15 protein-coding genes and 1 riboswitch are annotated in these 15,492 nt (G+C 61.7%); of the genes, 4 read left to right on the top strand and 11 right to left on the bottom strand.

Annotated elements, in window-relative coordinates:
• Nucleotides 1–127: 127 nt before the first annotated feature.
• Genes BT199_RS00965 through cobO form a run of 6 tightly spaced genes read right to left on the bottom strand, consistent with a single transcriptional unit; the run spans nt 128 to nt 6,109 of the window.
• Nucleotides 128–1,579, bottom strand: coding sequence for a cobyric acid synthase (locus BT199_RS00965; RefSeq protein ID WP_072433686.1), 1,452 nt, complete (start codon nt 1,577–1,579; stop codon nt 128–130).
• Nucleotides 1,576–2,565, bottom strand: a complete 990-nt coding sequence (gene cobD, locus BT199_RS00960) for a threonine-phosphate decarboxylase CobD (RefSeq protein WP_032903127.1) — start codon at nt 2,563–2,565, stop codon at nt 1,576–1,578. The genes BT199_RS00965 and cobD overlap by 4 nt, the downstream gene beginning before the upstream one ends.
• Entirely contained in the window at nt 2,558–3,466 is a 909-nt protein-coding gene (gene cbiB, locus BT199_RS00955; protein ID WP_072433685.1) for an adenosylcobinamide-phosphate synthase CbiB, read from the bottom strand. The genes cobD and cbiB overlap by 8 nt, the downstream gene beginning before the upstream one ends.
• Nucleotides 3,463–4,113, bottom strand: coding sequence for a 5,6-dimethylbenzimidazole synthase (gene bluB / locus BT199_RS00950; RefSeq protein WP_014719391.1), 651 nt, complete (start codon nt 4,111–4,113; stop codon nt 3,463–3,465). The genes cbiB and bluB overlap by 4 nt, the downstream gene beginning before the upstream one ends.
• The gene (locus BT199_RS00945; RefSeq protein ID WP_072433684.1) at nt 4,110–5,501 is read right to left on the bottom strand and encodes a cobyrinic acid a,c-diamide synthase CobB; all 1,392 of its coding nucleotides are present in this window, start codon (nt 5,499–5,501) and stop codon (nt 4,110–4,112) included. Before BT199_RS00945 ends, bluB begins: the two co-directional genes overlap by 4 nt.
• Entirely contained in the window at nt 5,498–6,109 is a 612-nt protein-coding gene (gene cobO / locus BT199_RS00940) for a cob(I)yrinic acid a,c-diamide adenosyltransferase (RefSeq protein ID WP_005790169.1), read from the bottom strand. The genes BT199_RS00945 and cobO overlap by 4 nt, the downstream gene beginning before the upstream one ends.
• 78 nt (nt 6,110–6,187) lie before the next feature.
• A riboswitch (cobalamin riboswitch) is annotated at nt 6,188–6,435 on the bottom strand.
• Between the two features lie 99 nt (nt 6,436–6,534).
• Between cobO and BT199_RS00935 the strand changes: the two genes are divergently transcribed.
• The gene (locus BT199_RS00935; RefSeq protein ID WP_019820421.1) at nt 6,535–7,848 is read left to right on the top strand and encodes a PQQ-dependent sugar dehydrogenase; all 1,314 of its coding nucleotides are present in this window, start codon (nt 6,535–6,537) and stop codon (nt 7,846–7,848) included.
• Between the two features lie 123 nt (nt 7,849–7,971).
• On the opposite strand, the gene BT199_RS00930 is transcribed toward BT199_RS00935, so the two are convergent.
• The 5 genes from BT199_RS00930 to BT199_RS00910 form a co-directional block, all read right to left on the bottom strand.
• Nucleotides 7,972–8,511, bottom strand: coding sequence for a C40 family peptidase (locus BT199_RS00930; RefSeq protein WP_003193049.1), 540 nt, complete (start codon nt 8,509–8,511; stop codon nt 7,972–7,974).
• A gap of 144 nt (nt 8,512–8,655) precedes the next feature.
• Nucleotides 8,656–9,285, bottom strand: coding sequence for a C40 family peptidase (locus BT199_RS00925; RefSeq protein ID WP_003193051.1), 630 nt, complete (start codon nt 9,283–9,285; stop codon nt 8,656–8,658).
• Between the two features lie 209 nt (nt 9,286–9,494).
• Entirely contained in the window at nt 9,495–10,199 is a 705-nt protein-coding gene (hda, locus tag BT199_RS00920; RefSeq protein WP_014719395.1) for a DnaA regulatory inactivator Hda, read from the bottom strand.
• Nucleotides 10,200–10,404: 205 nt separating this feature from the next.
• Nucleotides 10,405–11,478 (bottom strand): AI-2E family transporter, encoded by a 1,074-nt coding sequence (locus BT199_RS00915; protein ID WP_014719396.1) that lies wholly within the window; start codon nt 11,476–11,478, stop codon nt 10,405–10,407.
• A 55-nt stretch (nt 11,479–11,533) separates the two neighbouring features.
• Nucleotides 11,534–12,574, bottom strand: coding sequence for a DUF2066 domain-containing protein (locus BT199_RS00910; RefSeq protein WP_072433683.1), 1,041 nt, complete (start codon nt 12,572–12,574; stop codon nt 11,534–11,536).
• A gap of 342 nt (nt 12,575–12,916) precedes the next feature.
• On the opposite strand from BT199_RS00910, the gene purM reads away from it, so the two are divergent.
• Genes purM through BT199_RS00895 form a run of 3 tightly spaced genes read left to right on the top strand, consistent with a single transcriptional unit; the run spans nt 12,917 to nt 15,347 of the window.
• On the top strand, nt 12,917–13,975 hold the full coding sequence (gene purM / locus BT199_RS00905; RefSeq protein ID WP_014719398.1) for a phosphoribosylformylglycinamidine cyclo-ligase: 1,059 nt from the start codon (nt 12,917–12,919) through the stop codon (nt 13,973–13,975).
• Complete coding sequence (gene purN, locus BT199_RS00900; RefSeq protein WP_003193061.1) at nt 13,975–14,625, top strand: phosphoribosylglycinamide formyltransferase; 651 nt, start codon at nt 13,975–13,977, stop codon at nt 14,623–14,625. The genes purM and purN overlap by 1 nt, the downstream gene beginning before the upstream one ends.
• 8 nt (nt 14,626–14,633) lie before the next feature.
• Nucleotides 14,634–15,347 (top strand): DUF3108 domain-containing protein, encoded by a 714-nt coding sequence (locus BT199_RS00895; RefSeq protein ID WP_014719399.1) that lies wholly within the window; start codon nt 14,634–14,636, stop codon nt 15,345–15,347.
• The last annotated feature ends 145 nt before the right edge of the window (nt 15,348–15,492 follow it).

Raw genomic sequence — 15,492 nt, 5'->3', positions numbered from 1 at the left:
AAAAGCAGATCAAGATCAAGGGCGGCTCGCTTCGCATCGTGGTTACCGTTGAGCACTACAGCGTTGTGTAGATACACATGGCTATCGCAGGCAAGCCCGCTCCCACAGTTGGGTCGTGTGAGCACCGTCAGATCCCACATAGCTTGCGCAACAAATCGGTGTCCAAGTGGTGCTCCACCAAGTCCGCCAACCGCTCGATATCGCGCTCGCGCAAGCCGTGATAATCCACCTCTTGCACATCCTGCAACCCGGCCCAACGCAGCAACGCGCTGCACGCAGCCGGGGTCTCGAATAGGCCGTGCAGGTAGGTGCCTAGAATTTGCCCATCAGGGCTCTGCGCGCCATCGCTGCGGCCATCGTCCAGCAGGACCGCAGCGCTTGCCAAGGCAGCGCCGCAGGTCACCCCCGCATGGATTTCATAACCGCTGACGTCGGCATCTTCCAATACCAGACGCCCACGCACATTGCGCAGTTGTTTCTCTTGTTCCAGGGTGGTGCTGAACGCCAGCAACCCAAGGCCGGCACTGGAGCCCGCGAGCCCTTCCAGACCCAGCGGGTCATGGACCTGCTCGCCGAGCATCTGCAAGCCGCCGCAGATCCCCAGTACCTTGCCGCCATAACGCAGATGCCGCGCCACGGCGGTGTCCCAGCCATTGGCACGCAGATAGGCCAAGTCACTGCGCACGCTTTTCGAGCCCGGCAGGATGATCAGGTCAGCGGCAGGTATCGCCTGGCCCGGCCCGACGAACTGCAAGTCCACCTGGGGGTGCAAGCGCAGCGGGTCGAAGTCGGTATGGTTGCTGATGCGCGGCAGCACCGGCACCACCACCTTGAGCACCTGGGCGGCCTTGTCGATCTGGCGCTGGTCGATGCCGTCTTCCGCCTCCAGGTGCAGGTCCATCACGTAGGGCAGCACGCCGACGACCGGTTTGCCGGTGCGCGCTTCGAGCCAGTCCAGCCCTGGTTGCAGCAACGCGATATCGCCGCGAAAACGGTTGATGATGAAGCCCTTGACCCGCGCCTGTTCACTGGGCGACAGCAGCTCCAGGGTGCCAACCAGATGGGCAAACACGCCGCCGCGGTTGATGTCCGCGATCAACAGCACCGGGCAGTCCACCGCCTCGGCGAAGCCCATGTTGGCAATGTCATTGGCGCGCAGGTTGATCTCGGCCGGTGAGCCCGCGCCTTCGACCATCACCACCGGGTAGGCCTGGCTCAAACGCGCGTGGGAGGCCAGCACCGCTTGCATCGCAATGGCTTTGTAGTCGTGATAGGCCACGGCATTCATGCTGGTGACCGCACGGCCATGGATGATCACTTGGGAGCCGGTGTCGCTGTTGGGCTTGAGCAATACCGGGTTCATGTCGGTATGGGGCGCCAGGTTGGCAGCCTGGGCCTGCACCGCCTGGGCGCGGCCGATCTCGCCGCCTTCGGCGGTCACCGCGCTGTTGAGCGCCATGTTCTGCGGTTTGAACGGTGCCACCGCGACGCCTTGGCGTACCAGCCAGCGACACAGCGCAGTCACCAGGGTGCTTTTACCGGCGTCGGAGGTGGTGCCCTGCACCATCAACGTGGTCATGTGGCGTCCTTGTAGGCGGCCAGGGCTTCATCAAGGCGCAGCCAGTCGGCGTCGGTATCGGGCAGGCCCAAGCGCACGCTGCTGTTGTGCACGAACAGGCGCAGCAGGATGCCGCGTTGGGCCATGAATTCGTACAGCCGTTCAGCGTGGGGGGTAATCAACCACTGGAACAATGCGCAGCCGCCGTGCGGTTGAAGCCCACGGCGCTCAAGCAACTCGAACAGACGCTGGCCGGCTGCGATGCAACGACTGCGCTGGCGCGCATGCCCGTCGGTGTCGCGCAGGCACACTTGGCCCAACACCCGCGTCGGCCCACTGACGGCCCAGGGCCCGACCTGTTCGGCCAACAGCTTGAGCAACTTGCGCTCGGCCAGCACAAAGCCCAGGCGCACGCCGGCCAAGCCGAAGAACTTGCCGAATGAGCGCAGTACGATCAAGCCGACCTGATCGGCATGGCTGGCCAGGCTCAAGTCCGGGGTCACGTCAATGAACGCCTCGTCCACCACCAGCCAGCCACCGCGCTGGGCCAACCGCGCATGCCAGTCCAGCAGGCGTTGCGGGCTCAGGCTCAAGCCCGTGGGGTTGTTGGGGTTGACCACGACCAGCACGTCGAGGCTGTCGAGAAAGAAGTCGACTTCCTGCTCCTGCACTTCGCGCACCACATAACCGGCGCGGCGCCAGGCTTCGGCGTGTTCGGCGTAACAGGGCGAAAGCACGCCGACCTTGCCGGAACGACGCAAGCGCGGCAGCAGTTGGATCGCGGCCTGAGAGCCCGGCACCGGCAGCAATGGGCCGGCGCCGTAGTACTCGCTGGCAGCCTTTTCCAATCCGTCGTCGGTTTCCGGCAAACGCGCCCAGGCACGCAAGGGAATCTCGGGAATCGGCCACGGCCAGGGCGCCAGGCCGCTGGACAGGTCGAGCCAATCCGCTTCGGCAATGCCGTACTCAATCGCGGCCTTACGCAGCCGACCACCATGTTCAAGCATAGATTTGCGCCCCCACGCACAGGACCAGCAGCCACAGCCATACGCCGCGCTGCACCAGTTGCCAGCCGCGATCAATGGAATCGGCGTCGGCCGGCGGGCCTTCGCCCAATGGCGGACGCTGATGCACCTGGCCGTGATAAATCGCCGCGCCGCCGAGCTCCACACCCAAGGCACCGGCCCCTGCCGCCATCACCGGGCCGGCGTTGGGGCTGTCCCAAGTCGGGCCCTGAGTGCGCCAGCATTTGAGCGCCAGGCGGGTTTTACCCAATAACGCGTAGGTTAAAGCCACCAAGCGCGCAGGAATATAGTTGAGCACATCATCGATCCTGGCGGCTGCCCAACCGAAGCGCTCAAAGCGCTCATTGCGATAGCCCCACATGGCGTCCAGGGTGTTGCTCAGACGATAGAGCACCACGCCCGGCACACCGGCCACCACAAACCAGAACAACGCGGCGAATACCGCATCGCTGCCGTTCTCCAGCACCGATTCGGTGGCTGCGCGGGCCACTTCAGTACGGTCCAGTTCACTGGTCTGGCGGCTGACCAGGTAACTCACACGTGTACGCGCTTCGTCCAGGTCATCACGGCGCAGGGCCTGGGCCACCGGCATCACGTGCTCGCCCAGGCTGCGCATGCCCAGGGCGCAGTACAACGCCAGGATCTCCAGCAGCCAGCCGATATAAGGCGCCCACGACAACGCCGTGGCCAGCAGGGTCAGCGGCACCACCGCAATAAACCACGCGGTCACACCATGGCTGCGCCAGCCACGCCCGCCAGTATTGAAACGTTGCTCGATGCGCCCGGCGAAATTGCCAAACGCCACCAGCGGATGCCAGCGCCTGGGCTCACCGAGCAGCGCATCCAGCGCCACCGCAGCCACACACAGCAAGGCCACACTCATTGACTCACTCCCCACGTGTTTTCATACAGCATGTCACTCAGCGGTCGCGGATCGGCCCAGCCTTCAAGCTGCAACATCGGTGCCGGGTAAAACTCGGCCACCGGCCCCAGGCACAACACTGCAAGGGGTTTTGCGCCGGGTGGCAAACCCAGCAACTCGGCCAGGGCCTGGGGGTCGAACAGCGAAACCCAGCCCATGCCCAACCCTTCCACGCGCGCCGCCAGCCACAGGTTCTGGATGGCGCAGGAGAGCGAGGCCATGTCCATTTCCGGCAGGGTGCGGCGCCCGAAGATGTGGCGCTCGCGATCGTCCATCAAGGCGGCGACCAATACCTCGGCACAATCGTTGATGCCTTCGACCTTGAGCTTCATGAACGCATCGGAGCGCTCGCCCAATGCTTCGGCGGTGCGTACGCGCTCTTCTTCTACCAACTGTTGAATCTGGCTGCGCAACGAGCGATCGCTGATGCGGATAAAACGCCACGGCTGCATCAGGCCGACGCTGGGCGCCTGGTGCGCAGCGTGGAGCAGGCGCTGCAGCAGTTCAGGCGCGACGCTGCCACCGCGGAAGTGGCGCATGTCGCGGCGTTCGGCGATGGCGCGGTAGACGGCTTCGCGGTCGGCTTGGGGGAAAGCGTTGTCAGTCATGGCCTCTTCGCGAGCAAGCCCGCTCCCACATTGGATTGGTTTGCAACTGTGTCAACTGTGGGAGCTGGCTTGCCTGCGATAACGGTCTCAAGGTCGGGCGCAAACAACGCGGCCACCGCGCCAGGATTCGACGGAAAATAAAAGTGCACATAGGAGGCGGTCAAACGACCCTGTCGGTAAACCGCTTCGGCACCGCGCCCGCCGTTAGGGCTCAGGCCACGGGCAATCGGCGCCCATTCGGTACTGGTCAGGGAATGGTGATAGGTATGCCCACGCAAGGTCCCCTCCGGCAGCTCGACGCTTTGCAGCGCCAGGGCCGCGAGTTTCTTCTGCATCACCGCATCGCCTTGCAACAAGCCAACCAGTTCGGCGCGCTCACCCTCCACATCGGTCAACGAGTCGAGCAGATAGAGCATGCCACCGCATTCGGCGAGCAGCGGTTTGCCAGCGGCGTGATGAGCACGAATGGCGTCCAGCATCGAGGTATTGGCCGACAATGCCTGGTGGTGCAGTTCCGGATACCCGCCGGGCAAATAGAGGCTGTCCGCTTCAGGCAATTGGCGATCATGGATCGGTGAGAAGAACTTCAGCTCCGCGCCCATTGCCCGCAACAGATCCAGGCTGGCGCCGTAGGTAAAAGCAAAGGCTTCGTCACGGGCCACGGCAATCCGCACACCGGCCAGCAAGGGTTCGGTTTCGATCACGTGCGGCGCGGCAAAGGTCACCGGCGGCGGCAGGGCCACTTCGCAACTGCTGCCCAACGCCTGGGCGGCGGCATCCAGGCGTATATCAAGGTCATTCAGTTCGCTGGCTTGCACCAGGCCCAGGTGGCGGCTGGGCAGTTCGATGCCGGTCTCGCGGGACAATGCACCGTACCAACGCAAGCCCTCAGTGAGGCTGCCTTCAAGCAATTGCGCATGGCGCAGGGTGCCGACGCGATTGGCCAGCACGCCGGCGAATGGCAGGTCGGGCTGATAGCGCGCCAGCCCCAGGGCCAGGGCGCCGAACGTCTGGGCCATAGCCGTGCCATCGATCACGCCCAGCACCGGTACACCGAAGTGCCGCGCCAAGTCAGCGCTGGAAGGCGTGCCGTCGAACAGGCCCATCACGCCTTCGATGAGGATCAGGTCGGCCTCCCCCGCTGCCTCCCAGAGCAGGCGGCGGCTTTCCTGCTCGCCCACCATCCACATGTCCAACTGGTACACCGGCGCGCCACTGGCACGCTCGTGGATCATCGGGTCGAGAAAGTCCGGCCCGCATTTGAACACGCGCACCTTGCGCCCCAGGTTGCGGTGCAAACGCGCCAACGCGGCGGTGACCGTGGTTTTGCCCTGGCCGGACGCCGGAGCGGCGATCAGTACGGCCGGGCAATGACGGGGCTGATTCAAAGTTCGACGCCTTTCTGTGCCTTGATACCGGCCTGGAACGCGTGCTTGAGCATGCCCATTTCGGTGACGGTGTCGCCCATTTCGATCAGCTCAGGCTTGGCGCCACGGCCGGTGACCACCACATGCTGCATGGGCGGGCGGGCTTGCAGGTCGCTGAGTACCTGGTCCAGGTCAAGATAACCGTGCTTGAGGGCGATGTTCAGTTCATCCAGCACCACCAAGCCGATGGAAGGGTCATTCAACATGGCCCGGGACACTGCCCAAGCCGCTTCGGCAGCGGCGATATCGCGCTGGCGATCCTGGGTTTCCCAGGTGAAACCTTCGCCCATCACGTGAAAGCGCACCTGCTCGGGGAAGCGGCGAAAAAACAATTCTTCGCCGGTGCTGTTACGCCCCTTGATGAACTGCACCACACCGCACTGCATGCCATGGCCCATGGCCCGGGCCAACATGCCGAACGCCGAACTGCTCTTGCCTTTGCCGTTGCCGGTCAGCACCAGCAGCAGGCCGCACTCGTTGGGGGAATTGGCGATGCGCTCGTCAATCACGGCTTTTTTGCGCAGCATGCGCGCCAGGTGGCGTTCGTCGCGGTCGGGGGAATCAGTCATGGCAGCTCTCCGTTGGGGCTGGACAAAAACGGCGGGCAGGAAAAAGAAACAACAGACAGCCAAGCATCGCCCACCGTGATGCTGTTGGATGATTCAGGCCGGTCTCCGGGCTCATGAGTGGCGCTTTTGATAGCAAGCAGCCGAGGGCGCGCCTTCCCATATCGCACGCGACACAGTGGCAAACAGCACCGTCTTGACTCATTTACCGTTGCGGGGGCAGCGCCGGAATCGCGGCAGCACTGTGTACAAGTGCGCTCACTCACCGGCTTCCCTGTTTCACTCTGTCGACACGCGCGCCACAGAGCACCTGGAACAAGCCGCGAAGGTTAGTGGGTTGGGGGTGGAGCGTCAATTAAAGCTGGCCTTGTACTTGAACCATCCGCCGTTCGTGCTTCTCTACCCCTACAGGTATCAAGGAGAAAACCATGCCTAAAACCCGACTCGCCCTACTGATCATGTTCGCCGGTAGCCTCGCTGCGTGCGGCGAAAGCTCGACCCTGCAGGTCGCCGACGGCACCGGGCCCTCGCCCCGGCTGCCGGAGCCGAACAAGACGTTGATCCCCACCGTCAATATCGCCCCGGCCATCGGCTGGCCCGAAGGCGCCAAGCCCGTCGCCGCCGCCGGCACCCAAGTGGCCGCATTCGCCGAAGGCCTGGATCACCCGCGCTGGCTCTACGTGCTGCCCAACGGCGACGTGCTGGTCGCCGAGACCAATGCACCGCCCAAGCCGGACGATGCCAAAGGCGTGCGCGGCTGGGTGATGGAAAAAGTCATGGACCGCGCTGGCGCCGGCGTGCCGAGCCCGAACCGCATTACCTTGCTGCGCGATGCCGACCATGACGGTGTGGCAGAAACTCGTACGGTGTTCCTGGAGAACCTCAACTCGCCGTTTGGCATGGCCTTGGTGGGCAACGACCTGTACGTGGCCGATTCGGATAAGTTGCTGCGCTTCCCCTATCAGCCAGGTGAAACCGCGATCACCTCCCCAGGCACCAAGGTGGTGGATTTACCCGGTGGCCCTTTGAACCACCACTGGACCAAAAATGTGGTGGCCAGCCAGGACGGCAGCAAGCTGTACGTGAGCGTCGGCTCCAACAGCAACGTCGGCGAAAACGGCTTGGAAGCCGAACAGGGTCGCGCCGCCATTTGGGAAGTCGACCGCGCCAGCGGCCAACACCGCATTTTTGCCTCCGGCCTGCGCAACCCCAACGGCATGGCCTGGGAACCTCAGAGCGGCAGGCTGTGGACGGCAGTCAACGAGCGCGATGAAATCGGCAGTGACCTGGTGCCGGATTACATCACCTCGGTCAAGGATGGCGGCTTCTACGGCTGGCCTTTCAGTTATTACGGCCAGCATGTAGATGTGCGTGTGACCCCGCAGAACCTGGACATGGTCGCCAAGGCCATCGCTCCCGACTATGCGGTAGGCCCCCATACTGCCTCGCTGGGGTTGACCTTCGCCGAGGGCAGCAAACTGCCGGCCCCCTTCAGTAATGGCGCATTTATCGGCCAGCATGGTTCCTGGAACCGCAAGCCGCACAGTGGCTATAAGGTGATTTTCGTCCCCTTCGAAGGGGGCCAGCCGAAAGGGCAACCGGTGGATGTGCTGACGGGGTTTCTTGATAGCGATGAGAAAGCCATGGGCCGGCCGGTCGGGGTGGTGATAGATCAGCAGGGGGATTTGCTGGTGGCCGATGATGTGGGCAATAAGGTTTGGCGGGTGTCGGCTGTTAAGTAAATAACCACATACCCATGTGGGAGCGGGCTTGCCCGCGATTACGGTGGCCCAGCCAATTAAGCCGTTGACTGACACACTGCATTCGCGGGCAAGCCCGCTCCCACATTTTGGAGTTTTATTGATTCAGGGGTTACGCGCCAGATTCCCTGGCAACACGCGCTTGGCACTCAGGTAGGCATTCTGCCAATACGCTTTGGATAGCGTATCCAGCTTCACCGTACCGCCGGTCTGCGGTGCATGCACGAAGCGCCCTTCGCCCACATAGATGCCCGCATGGCTGACCCGCGAACCGCCACCGGTGGCGAAGAACAGCAGATCGCCGGTTTGCAGGTTTTGTTCGCTGACGTCCTGGGCACGCATCACGATCAATTCACGGGTGGTGCGCGGCAATGAGATGCCGGCAGCGTCGCGGAATACAAAGCCGATCAAGCCACTGCAATCGAACCCCGAGTCCGGTGTGTTGCCGCCCCAGCGATATGGCGTGCCGACCAGGCCCAGCGCACGAAAGAGCACGTCTTCGGCAGCAGGCGAGAAATTCTGGGTGGCATAGTTGAACACCGGCTTAGGCTTGACCGCGACGGGCGCGGGCGGCGGTGTACGACTGGCGCAGGCGCTGAGCAGCGCGGCGCAAACAATAAGCATCAGGCGGGCCGAGGTCGACATGTGCAGAACAATCCTGGTCTGGATGCGGCTTTCGCTGCCGAACGTTGAAAACCAGAACGCGCAAGCAAAGCTCGCGCGAACGGATGACAACAATGTCCAGGGATTCTAGCGCTTACACGTCAAACTTCAAGTATCACTTTAACTTTACTTACTAGCGGTAACCGTAGTCGGAGCCATGGCGAGTGCACGCTTGGCTTCGATGAAGGTTTTGCTCCAGTAGCTGTCACCCAGGTTATCGACCCGAACACCACCACTGCGGCGGCTGCTGGAGTGAATAAACTGGTTATCGCCCAAGTAGATACCGGCGTGGCTGACACGACCGCGACCACTGGTACTAAAGAAAAGCAGATCACCGGGCTTGAGGTTGTTTCGCGCGACCAACGGTGCATTCACGTTGATCATCTCGCGCGTAGAGCGCGGCAGATTCATGCCAGCTTCTTCACGAAACAGGTAGCCAATGAACCCACTGCAATCAAAACCGGCTTCCGAGGTGCCGCCGAAACGGTAACGGGTACCGATCAAGGACATGCCGCGCTCAAGGATGCTGTCGGCCAGAAGAGGCAGTTGGTAAGGCTTGCTGTCAGAGAACTCGGCGAGTTCTTTTTCGGTTGCCACCTCTTCTTCATAAACAGAAGCAGACTGTGCAGCAACGAACTTTGCCTGATTTTGAACCTGTGGTTTTTGCTGTTCTGCCACCTGCTGAGGGTGGGAGGCGCAACCAAACAACAGGGTAACGAGTGCGAGAGGCACGAGGGGTGCGAAGCGATTTAGCATGGGCACGACCGTGGCTGATGTGTAAAGAAGCCGAGACTATGCCCTCTATCACATCGATTTGCAAATTCAATCGCGATCTATGTGACTTATCGTTTCGACTATGCCATCTAAGCCGTGATTCCATTTCTCGCTTGAGTTGCGTAGCCCTTCGGGCTCAAACGCAGGTTTTCTGACGCCTTGAAAATGCCGTTACACGGAAAATCAAGACCTTACCAGCCCAAGGTTTCTTTCAGGAAAGGGATCGTCAATTTTCTTTGTGCCTGCAAGGAAGCCTGGTCGAGTTGCTCAAGCAAATCGAACAGCGCGCTCATGCTGCGGGTGCCACGGGTGAGGATAAAGTGCCCGACTTCGTCGGTCAGGTGCAGGCCACGACGGGAAGCGCGCAGTTGCAGCGCACGCAGCTTGTCCTCATCGGATAATGGGCGCATCTGGAAGATCAACGCCAGGGTCAGGCGCGACTTGAGGTCAGCCAGCTTCACCGGCAGTTCACGTGGCGAGGTGGACGCAGCGATCAGCAAGCGCCGGCCGCTGTCGCGCAAGCGGTTGAACAGATGGAACAGCGCCTCTTCCCACTCCGGCTTGCCGGCCACTGCCTGCAGGTCGTCGAGACACACCAGTTCATATTGCTCAAGGTTATCGAAGATGCCGATCCCGCGGTCCATCAATTCGGCCAAGGGCAGGTAGACCGCCGGCTCGCCCGTCTGCTCGAAACGCAGGCATGCGGCCTGCAGCAGGTGGGTACGCCCCACGCCATGCTTGCCCCACAGATAGATCAGGCTTTCAGTCCACCCGGCGTCGGCTTCGCAAAGCCGCTCCACATAGCCGAGTGCAGCGGCATTGGCGCCTGGGTAGTAGTTGATAAAGGTAGCGTCATCACGCAGACGCACACCTAGGGGCAGCTGAATCGGTTTCATGCTGACTGAACGGCTCCCATCGAACCGTTAGTGGCCTCTATGTAAAGTTTGCAAAGTTTATACCCGTGACGCCGGGCGCACAATGCAGCAGACCACAAGCAAAATCAAAGGTTTGCGTTAACCCGGGGGTTTTACGCAGTTTGTTTGACGCACCCCGGCGCCAGAAACAACAAACCCGGCCAGGGCCGGGTTTGTGACACCGCGATTACAACTCGGGCTCATCCACCCCGGTATACACGTCCGAATCCTTGTACAGGTCGTGCACATGGCGCACCAGCACCATGATCACCGCCGCCACCGGCAGCGCCAACAGGATGCCGGTAAAGCCGAACAGCTCGCCACCCGCCAAAATCGCAAAGATCACTGCCACCGGGTGCAGGCCGATCCGATCGCCCACCAGCAGTGGCGTCAGCACCATGCCTTCCAAGGCCTGGCCCACCATGAACACTGCGACAATCCCCAGCATCGGGTACAGGTCGCCGCCGAACTGGAACAGCCCGGCCACCAGCGCCGCACCGATGCCGATCACAAAGCCCATGTACGGCACGATGGCAGCCAAGCCCGCGATCAAGCCGATCAACAGCCCCAGCTCCAGGCCGATCGCCATCAGGCCAGCAGCGTAAATCACCCCCAGGGCCAGCATCACCAGCAACTGGCCACGCACGAACGCACCCAATACCTCATGACACTCCGCTGCCAGCGAAACAACACGCTCTTCGCGGTCACGAGGCAGCAGACTGCGGATCTTGGCCATCATGATGTCCCAGTCTCGCAGCAGGTAGAACGCCACCACCGGGATCAGCACCAGGTTGGTCAACCAGCCGATCAGCGCCAGGCTCGACGCAGTCGCCTGGCTGAGCACCACCGTGACGATATCGGTGGTCTTGTCCATATGCTCGCTGATAGCTGCCTTGACCTTGTCGAACTTCCAGAAGCCATCGGCCAGCCCGAACTTGGACTGGGCCCACGGCATGGCCGTGTGCTGCAACCAGTCGAGCATCTGCGGCGCCAGCTCATAGAGGCGAAACAGCTGCTTGGCCAACATCGGCACCAATATCAACACCAGCGCCGTGATGATCAACGTGAACAGCGCAAACACCGTGATCACGCCCCAGGTGCGCGACATGCCGACTTTTTCCAGGCGATCCACCACGGGATCGAACAGATAGGCGAGCAGTAGCGCCACCAGGAACGGCGTCAGGATCGAATGCAGCAAGAACACAAAACCGCACAGCAGGACAATCCCGCCAAGCCACACCCAACGACGCGTATCCGCCATAAACCACTCCATCTGTTTTTTACGCCCTTCTTCTATATAGAAGGAGGAACACTATTTACCAACGAAAACGCAGTTGCGCCTGGGGCTCAGGTGCAACAGCCGGTTGCGTGCCATCGATCACGGCTGGCTGGGCCGGGGCTTCGCCAGCAGGAATTTCCTGCAGCTTGGCCAAGCTCAATTGGGCGCGCAGTTGTTCGGCGCTGCCATTGACGCGATACACGATCCGGGTGCCATCCACTAACTGCGGCTGGCCGCCAAAGGGCTCCAGCAAACGGCCCAGGGCGGCGTAGCGCTCCAGGTTCATGCCTTGCACTTCAAGCAGTTGCTCACTGCTCACCCCTGGCTTGACCGCAAAGCGCGGCGCCAGCTTTTGGCTGACCGCCAGCAATACCGCGTCGGCAAGCGCGGCAGTGTCAGCGCCTTGAGCGGTACCCTCCTCAGCCTTGTCGCCCAGCCACAAGCGCCATTTTGCCTGCCATTGGCTGCCTTCCTGACGCGCATGCACTGCCAGCAACCCATCGGCACCGTAACGCTCGGAGGCTGCGCGCAAAGGCGTGGCGTCCGGGCTTTCAAGGTTCGGCGCGGTGGCGACTACCTGTTCATCCAGGTCTCCCAGCGGCAAGCGCAGCGGCAGACCCCGGTGTTGCGCGGCCCGGCGCAGGGCCTGGGCAACGGCCTGGCCATCGCCGACCAGGCTGCTGCCTTCAGTTGAATCGTTCAGCCACCAACCCAGGATCGATGGCCGGTTGCTGCCCCAGATCGACAGGCCCGCATCACGCAAGGCGCGGTCGGTGCTGACCGGGTCGAAGTCCACTTGCAGGCTTTCTGGCGGGCCGGCGTCGTAGCCGTACTGGCTGATGATTTGTTGCGGGTCTTTGCGGATCGCCGCCAGGCCAGGGCCATCGGCGGCCTTGGCGTCGCCGGTCAGGCGGATCACGAGGGTCTGCACAGCACGCTGGGTGGCTTGGTCGCGCTCTTGGGGCGACTGGCTGCTGACTGGTTCAAGTACTTGATAGAGGCCATTGAGGGTTTCGGCATGACTCGCCAGGCTGGCCAACGACAAGCAGCCTACAAAGAAGAATTTACACAGACGCATGGAAGATTCCCGAACAACAAATTTAGCGGTTGGAACAGACCGCGTGATCTCGGCTTGGCAAGGCTGTGACACAGCGACCGGTAAAACATTCACAAGGTCCCGGTAAGTTTTCATACTGTCATAACGCTAGCGAGCTCAAGGCTATACCTTAATACGCACGATTACCGGCCCGATTTGCATTTTTTTGAACTCATATGCCCTGCCCGTCGGCCCGAGGATGGCCGCTGCCCCTCAAGCCTGATAAAATCGCGCGCCTTCGCAGACCGTCAACGGCAGGGCCCTTTCCAAAAAGCCCCCGCCCGCCCGGTCGTTACCCAGAAATCCCCCCTAAAGGCCTGGATCATGAGCAAGCAACCCTCCCTGAGCTACAAGGACGCCGGTGTAGACATCGACGCCGGTGAAGCATTGGTCGAACGCATCAAGAGCGTCGCCAAGCGCACTGCGCGCCCTGAAGTCATGGGTGGCCTGGGCGGTTTTGGCGCCCTCTGCGAAATCCCGGCCGGCTACAAGCAGCCTGTACTGGTGTCCGGCACCGACGGCGTGGGCACCAAGCTGCGTCTGGCCCTGAACCTGAACAAGCACGACAGCATCGGCATCGATCTGGTCGCCATGTGCGTCAACGACCTGGTGGTGTGCGGCGCCGAGCCGTTGTTCTTCCTCGACTACTACGCCACCGGCAAGCTCAATGTCGAGACCGCGACCCAGGTCGTAACCGGCATCGGTGCTGGCTGCGAACTGTCGGGCTGCTCCCTGGTCGGCGGTGAAACCGCTGAAATGCCAGGCATGTACGAAGGCGAAGACTACGACCTGGCCGGCTTCTGCGTCGGCGTGGTGGAAAAAGCCGAGATCATCGACGGCTCCAAAGTAGCCGCTGGTGACGCCCTGCTCGCCCTTCCATCGTCCGGCCCGCACTCCAACGGCTACTCGCTGATCCGCAAGATCATCGAAGTGTCCGGCGCCGACATCGAGAACATCCAGCTCGACGGCAAGCCACTGACCGACCTGCTGATGGCGCCGACCCGCATCTACGTCAAGCCACTGCTCAAGCTGATCAAGGACACCGGCGCCGTCAAGGCCATGGCCCACATCACCGGTGGCGGCCTGCTGGACAACATCCCGCGCGTACTGCCAAAAGGCGCCCAGGCGATTGTCGACGTAGCCAGCTGGCAGCGCCCGGCTGTCTTCGATTGGCTGCAGGAAAAAGGCAACGTCAACGAAACCGAAATGCACCGCGTGCTCAACTGCGGCGTGGGCATGGTGATCTGCGTTGCGCAGGAACACGTTGAAACCGCACTGAACGTGCTGCGTGAAGCCGGCGAGCAACCTTGGGTCATTGGCCAGATCGCCACTGCCGCCGAAGGCGCAGCCCAGGTTGAACTGAAGAACCTCAAGGCTCACTGATGCCCCAGACCTGTGATGTCGTGGTGCTGCTTTCCGGCACCGGCAGTAACTTGCAGGCCCTGATCGACAGCACGCGCACCGGCGACAGCCCGGTGCGCATCGCTGCGGTGATTTCCAACCGCAGCGACGCCTACGGTCTGCAACGCGCCCGTGACGCGGGTATCGATACTCGCTCCCTGGATCACAAGGCGTTCGACGGTCGCGAGGCCTTCGACAGCGCCTTGATCGAACTGATCGACGCCTTCAACCCCAAACTCGTGGTCCTTGCCGGTTTCATGCGCATCCTCAGCGCAGATTTCGTCCGGCACTACGAAGGACGCCTGCTCAATATCCACCCTTCCCTGCTGCCCAAGTACAAAGGCATGCACACCCACCAGCGCGCCCTCGACGCCGGCGACAGTGAGCATGGCTGCAGCGTGCACTTTGTGACCGAGGAACTCGATGGCGGGCCTCTGGTCGTACAGGCAGTGGTTCCGGTAGAGTCAGGCGACTCGGCGCAGACGCTTGCGCAACGGGTTCATACCCAGGAACACAGGATTTACCCGCTGGCTGTTCGCTGGTTTGCCGAAGGACGGTTGATTCTTGGCGACCAGGGTGCATTATTGGACGGCCAGTTACTCGCGGCCAGCGGCCACTTGATTCGAACCTAGGAGATTTTATGCGTCGCGCCCTGCTTTTCGCTTTTGCGCTGTTCGCTTTGCCTGCCGTACAAGCGGCAGACCTTCACCCCTTCTCCGTCAGCTACACCGCCGACTGGAAACAACTGCCCATGAGCGGTTCGGCTGAACGCAGCCTGAGCAAGAATGGCGACGGTACCTGGACCTTGAATTTCAAGGCCTCGATGATGATTGCCAGCTTGACCGAAACCAGCGTGATCCTGTTCGACAAGGACACCCTGCAACCCAAGAGCTACAGCTTCGAACGCGGCGGCCTGGGCAAGGCGAAGAAGATCAACCTGGACTTCGACCAGAGCGCTAAAAAAGTCACCGGCTTTGAAAACAAAGACCCGGTCAATGTCACTCTCGAAAGCGGCATGCTCGACAAGTCCACCTACCAGCTTGCTCTGCAACGCGATGTTGCCGCCGGCAAGAAGAGCATGAGCTACCGCGTGGTTGAGGGTACTGATACCGATACCTACGACTTCCGCGTGATCGGCTCGGAAAAGGTCCAGACCAAGGTCGGTTCGATCGACGCGATCAAGGTCGAGCGCGTGCGCGACCCGTCGCAGAGCAAGCGCATCACCCAGATGTGGTTTGCCAAGGACCAGGGCGGCATCCTGGTTGCCCTGCGTCAGGTCGAGACTGACGGCAAGGAATACAACATCATGCTGCAGGATGGCACCGTTGACGGTAAGGCTGTCAAAGGCAGCTGATTGCTGATGCACCGGAAAAGAGCCTCGCTGAATGCGGGGCTTTTTTTTGCCTGGGATTTTTAGGGGACGCCACTCCCGCTATCGCATGCAAGCCAGCTCCCACAGTGGAATGCATTCCAAGGTGGGAGCTGGCTTGCCTGCGATA

The sequence above is a fragment of the Pseudomonas sp. NFR02 genome (genome assembly GCF_900119375.1).
In the GTDB taxonomy this organism is placed as follows: Bacteria; Pseudomonadota; Gammaproteobacteria; order Pseudomonadales; family Pseudomonadaceae; genus Aquipseudomonas; species Aquipseudomonas paracarnis.
The sequence above is the reverse complement of the archived record's forward strand: the minus strand, read 5'-3'. Positions and strand labels throughout refer to the sequence as shown.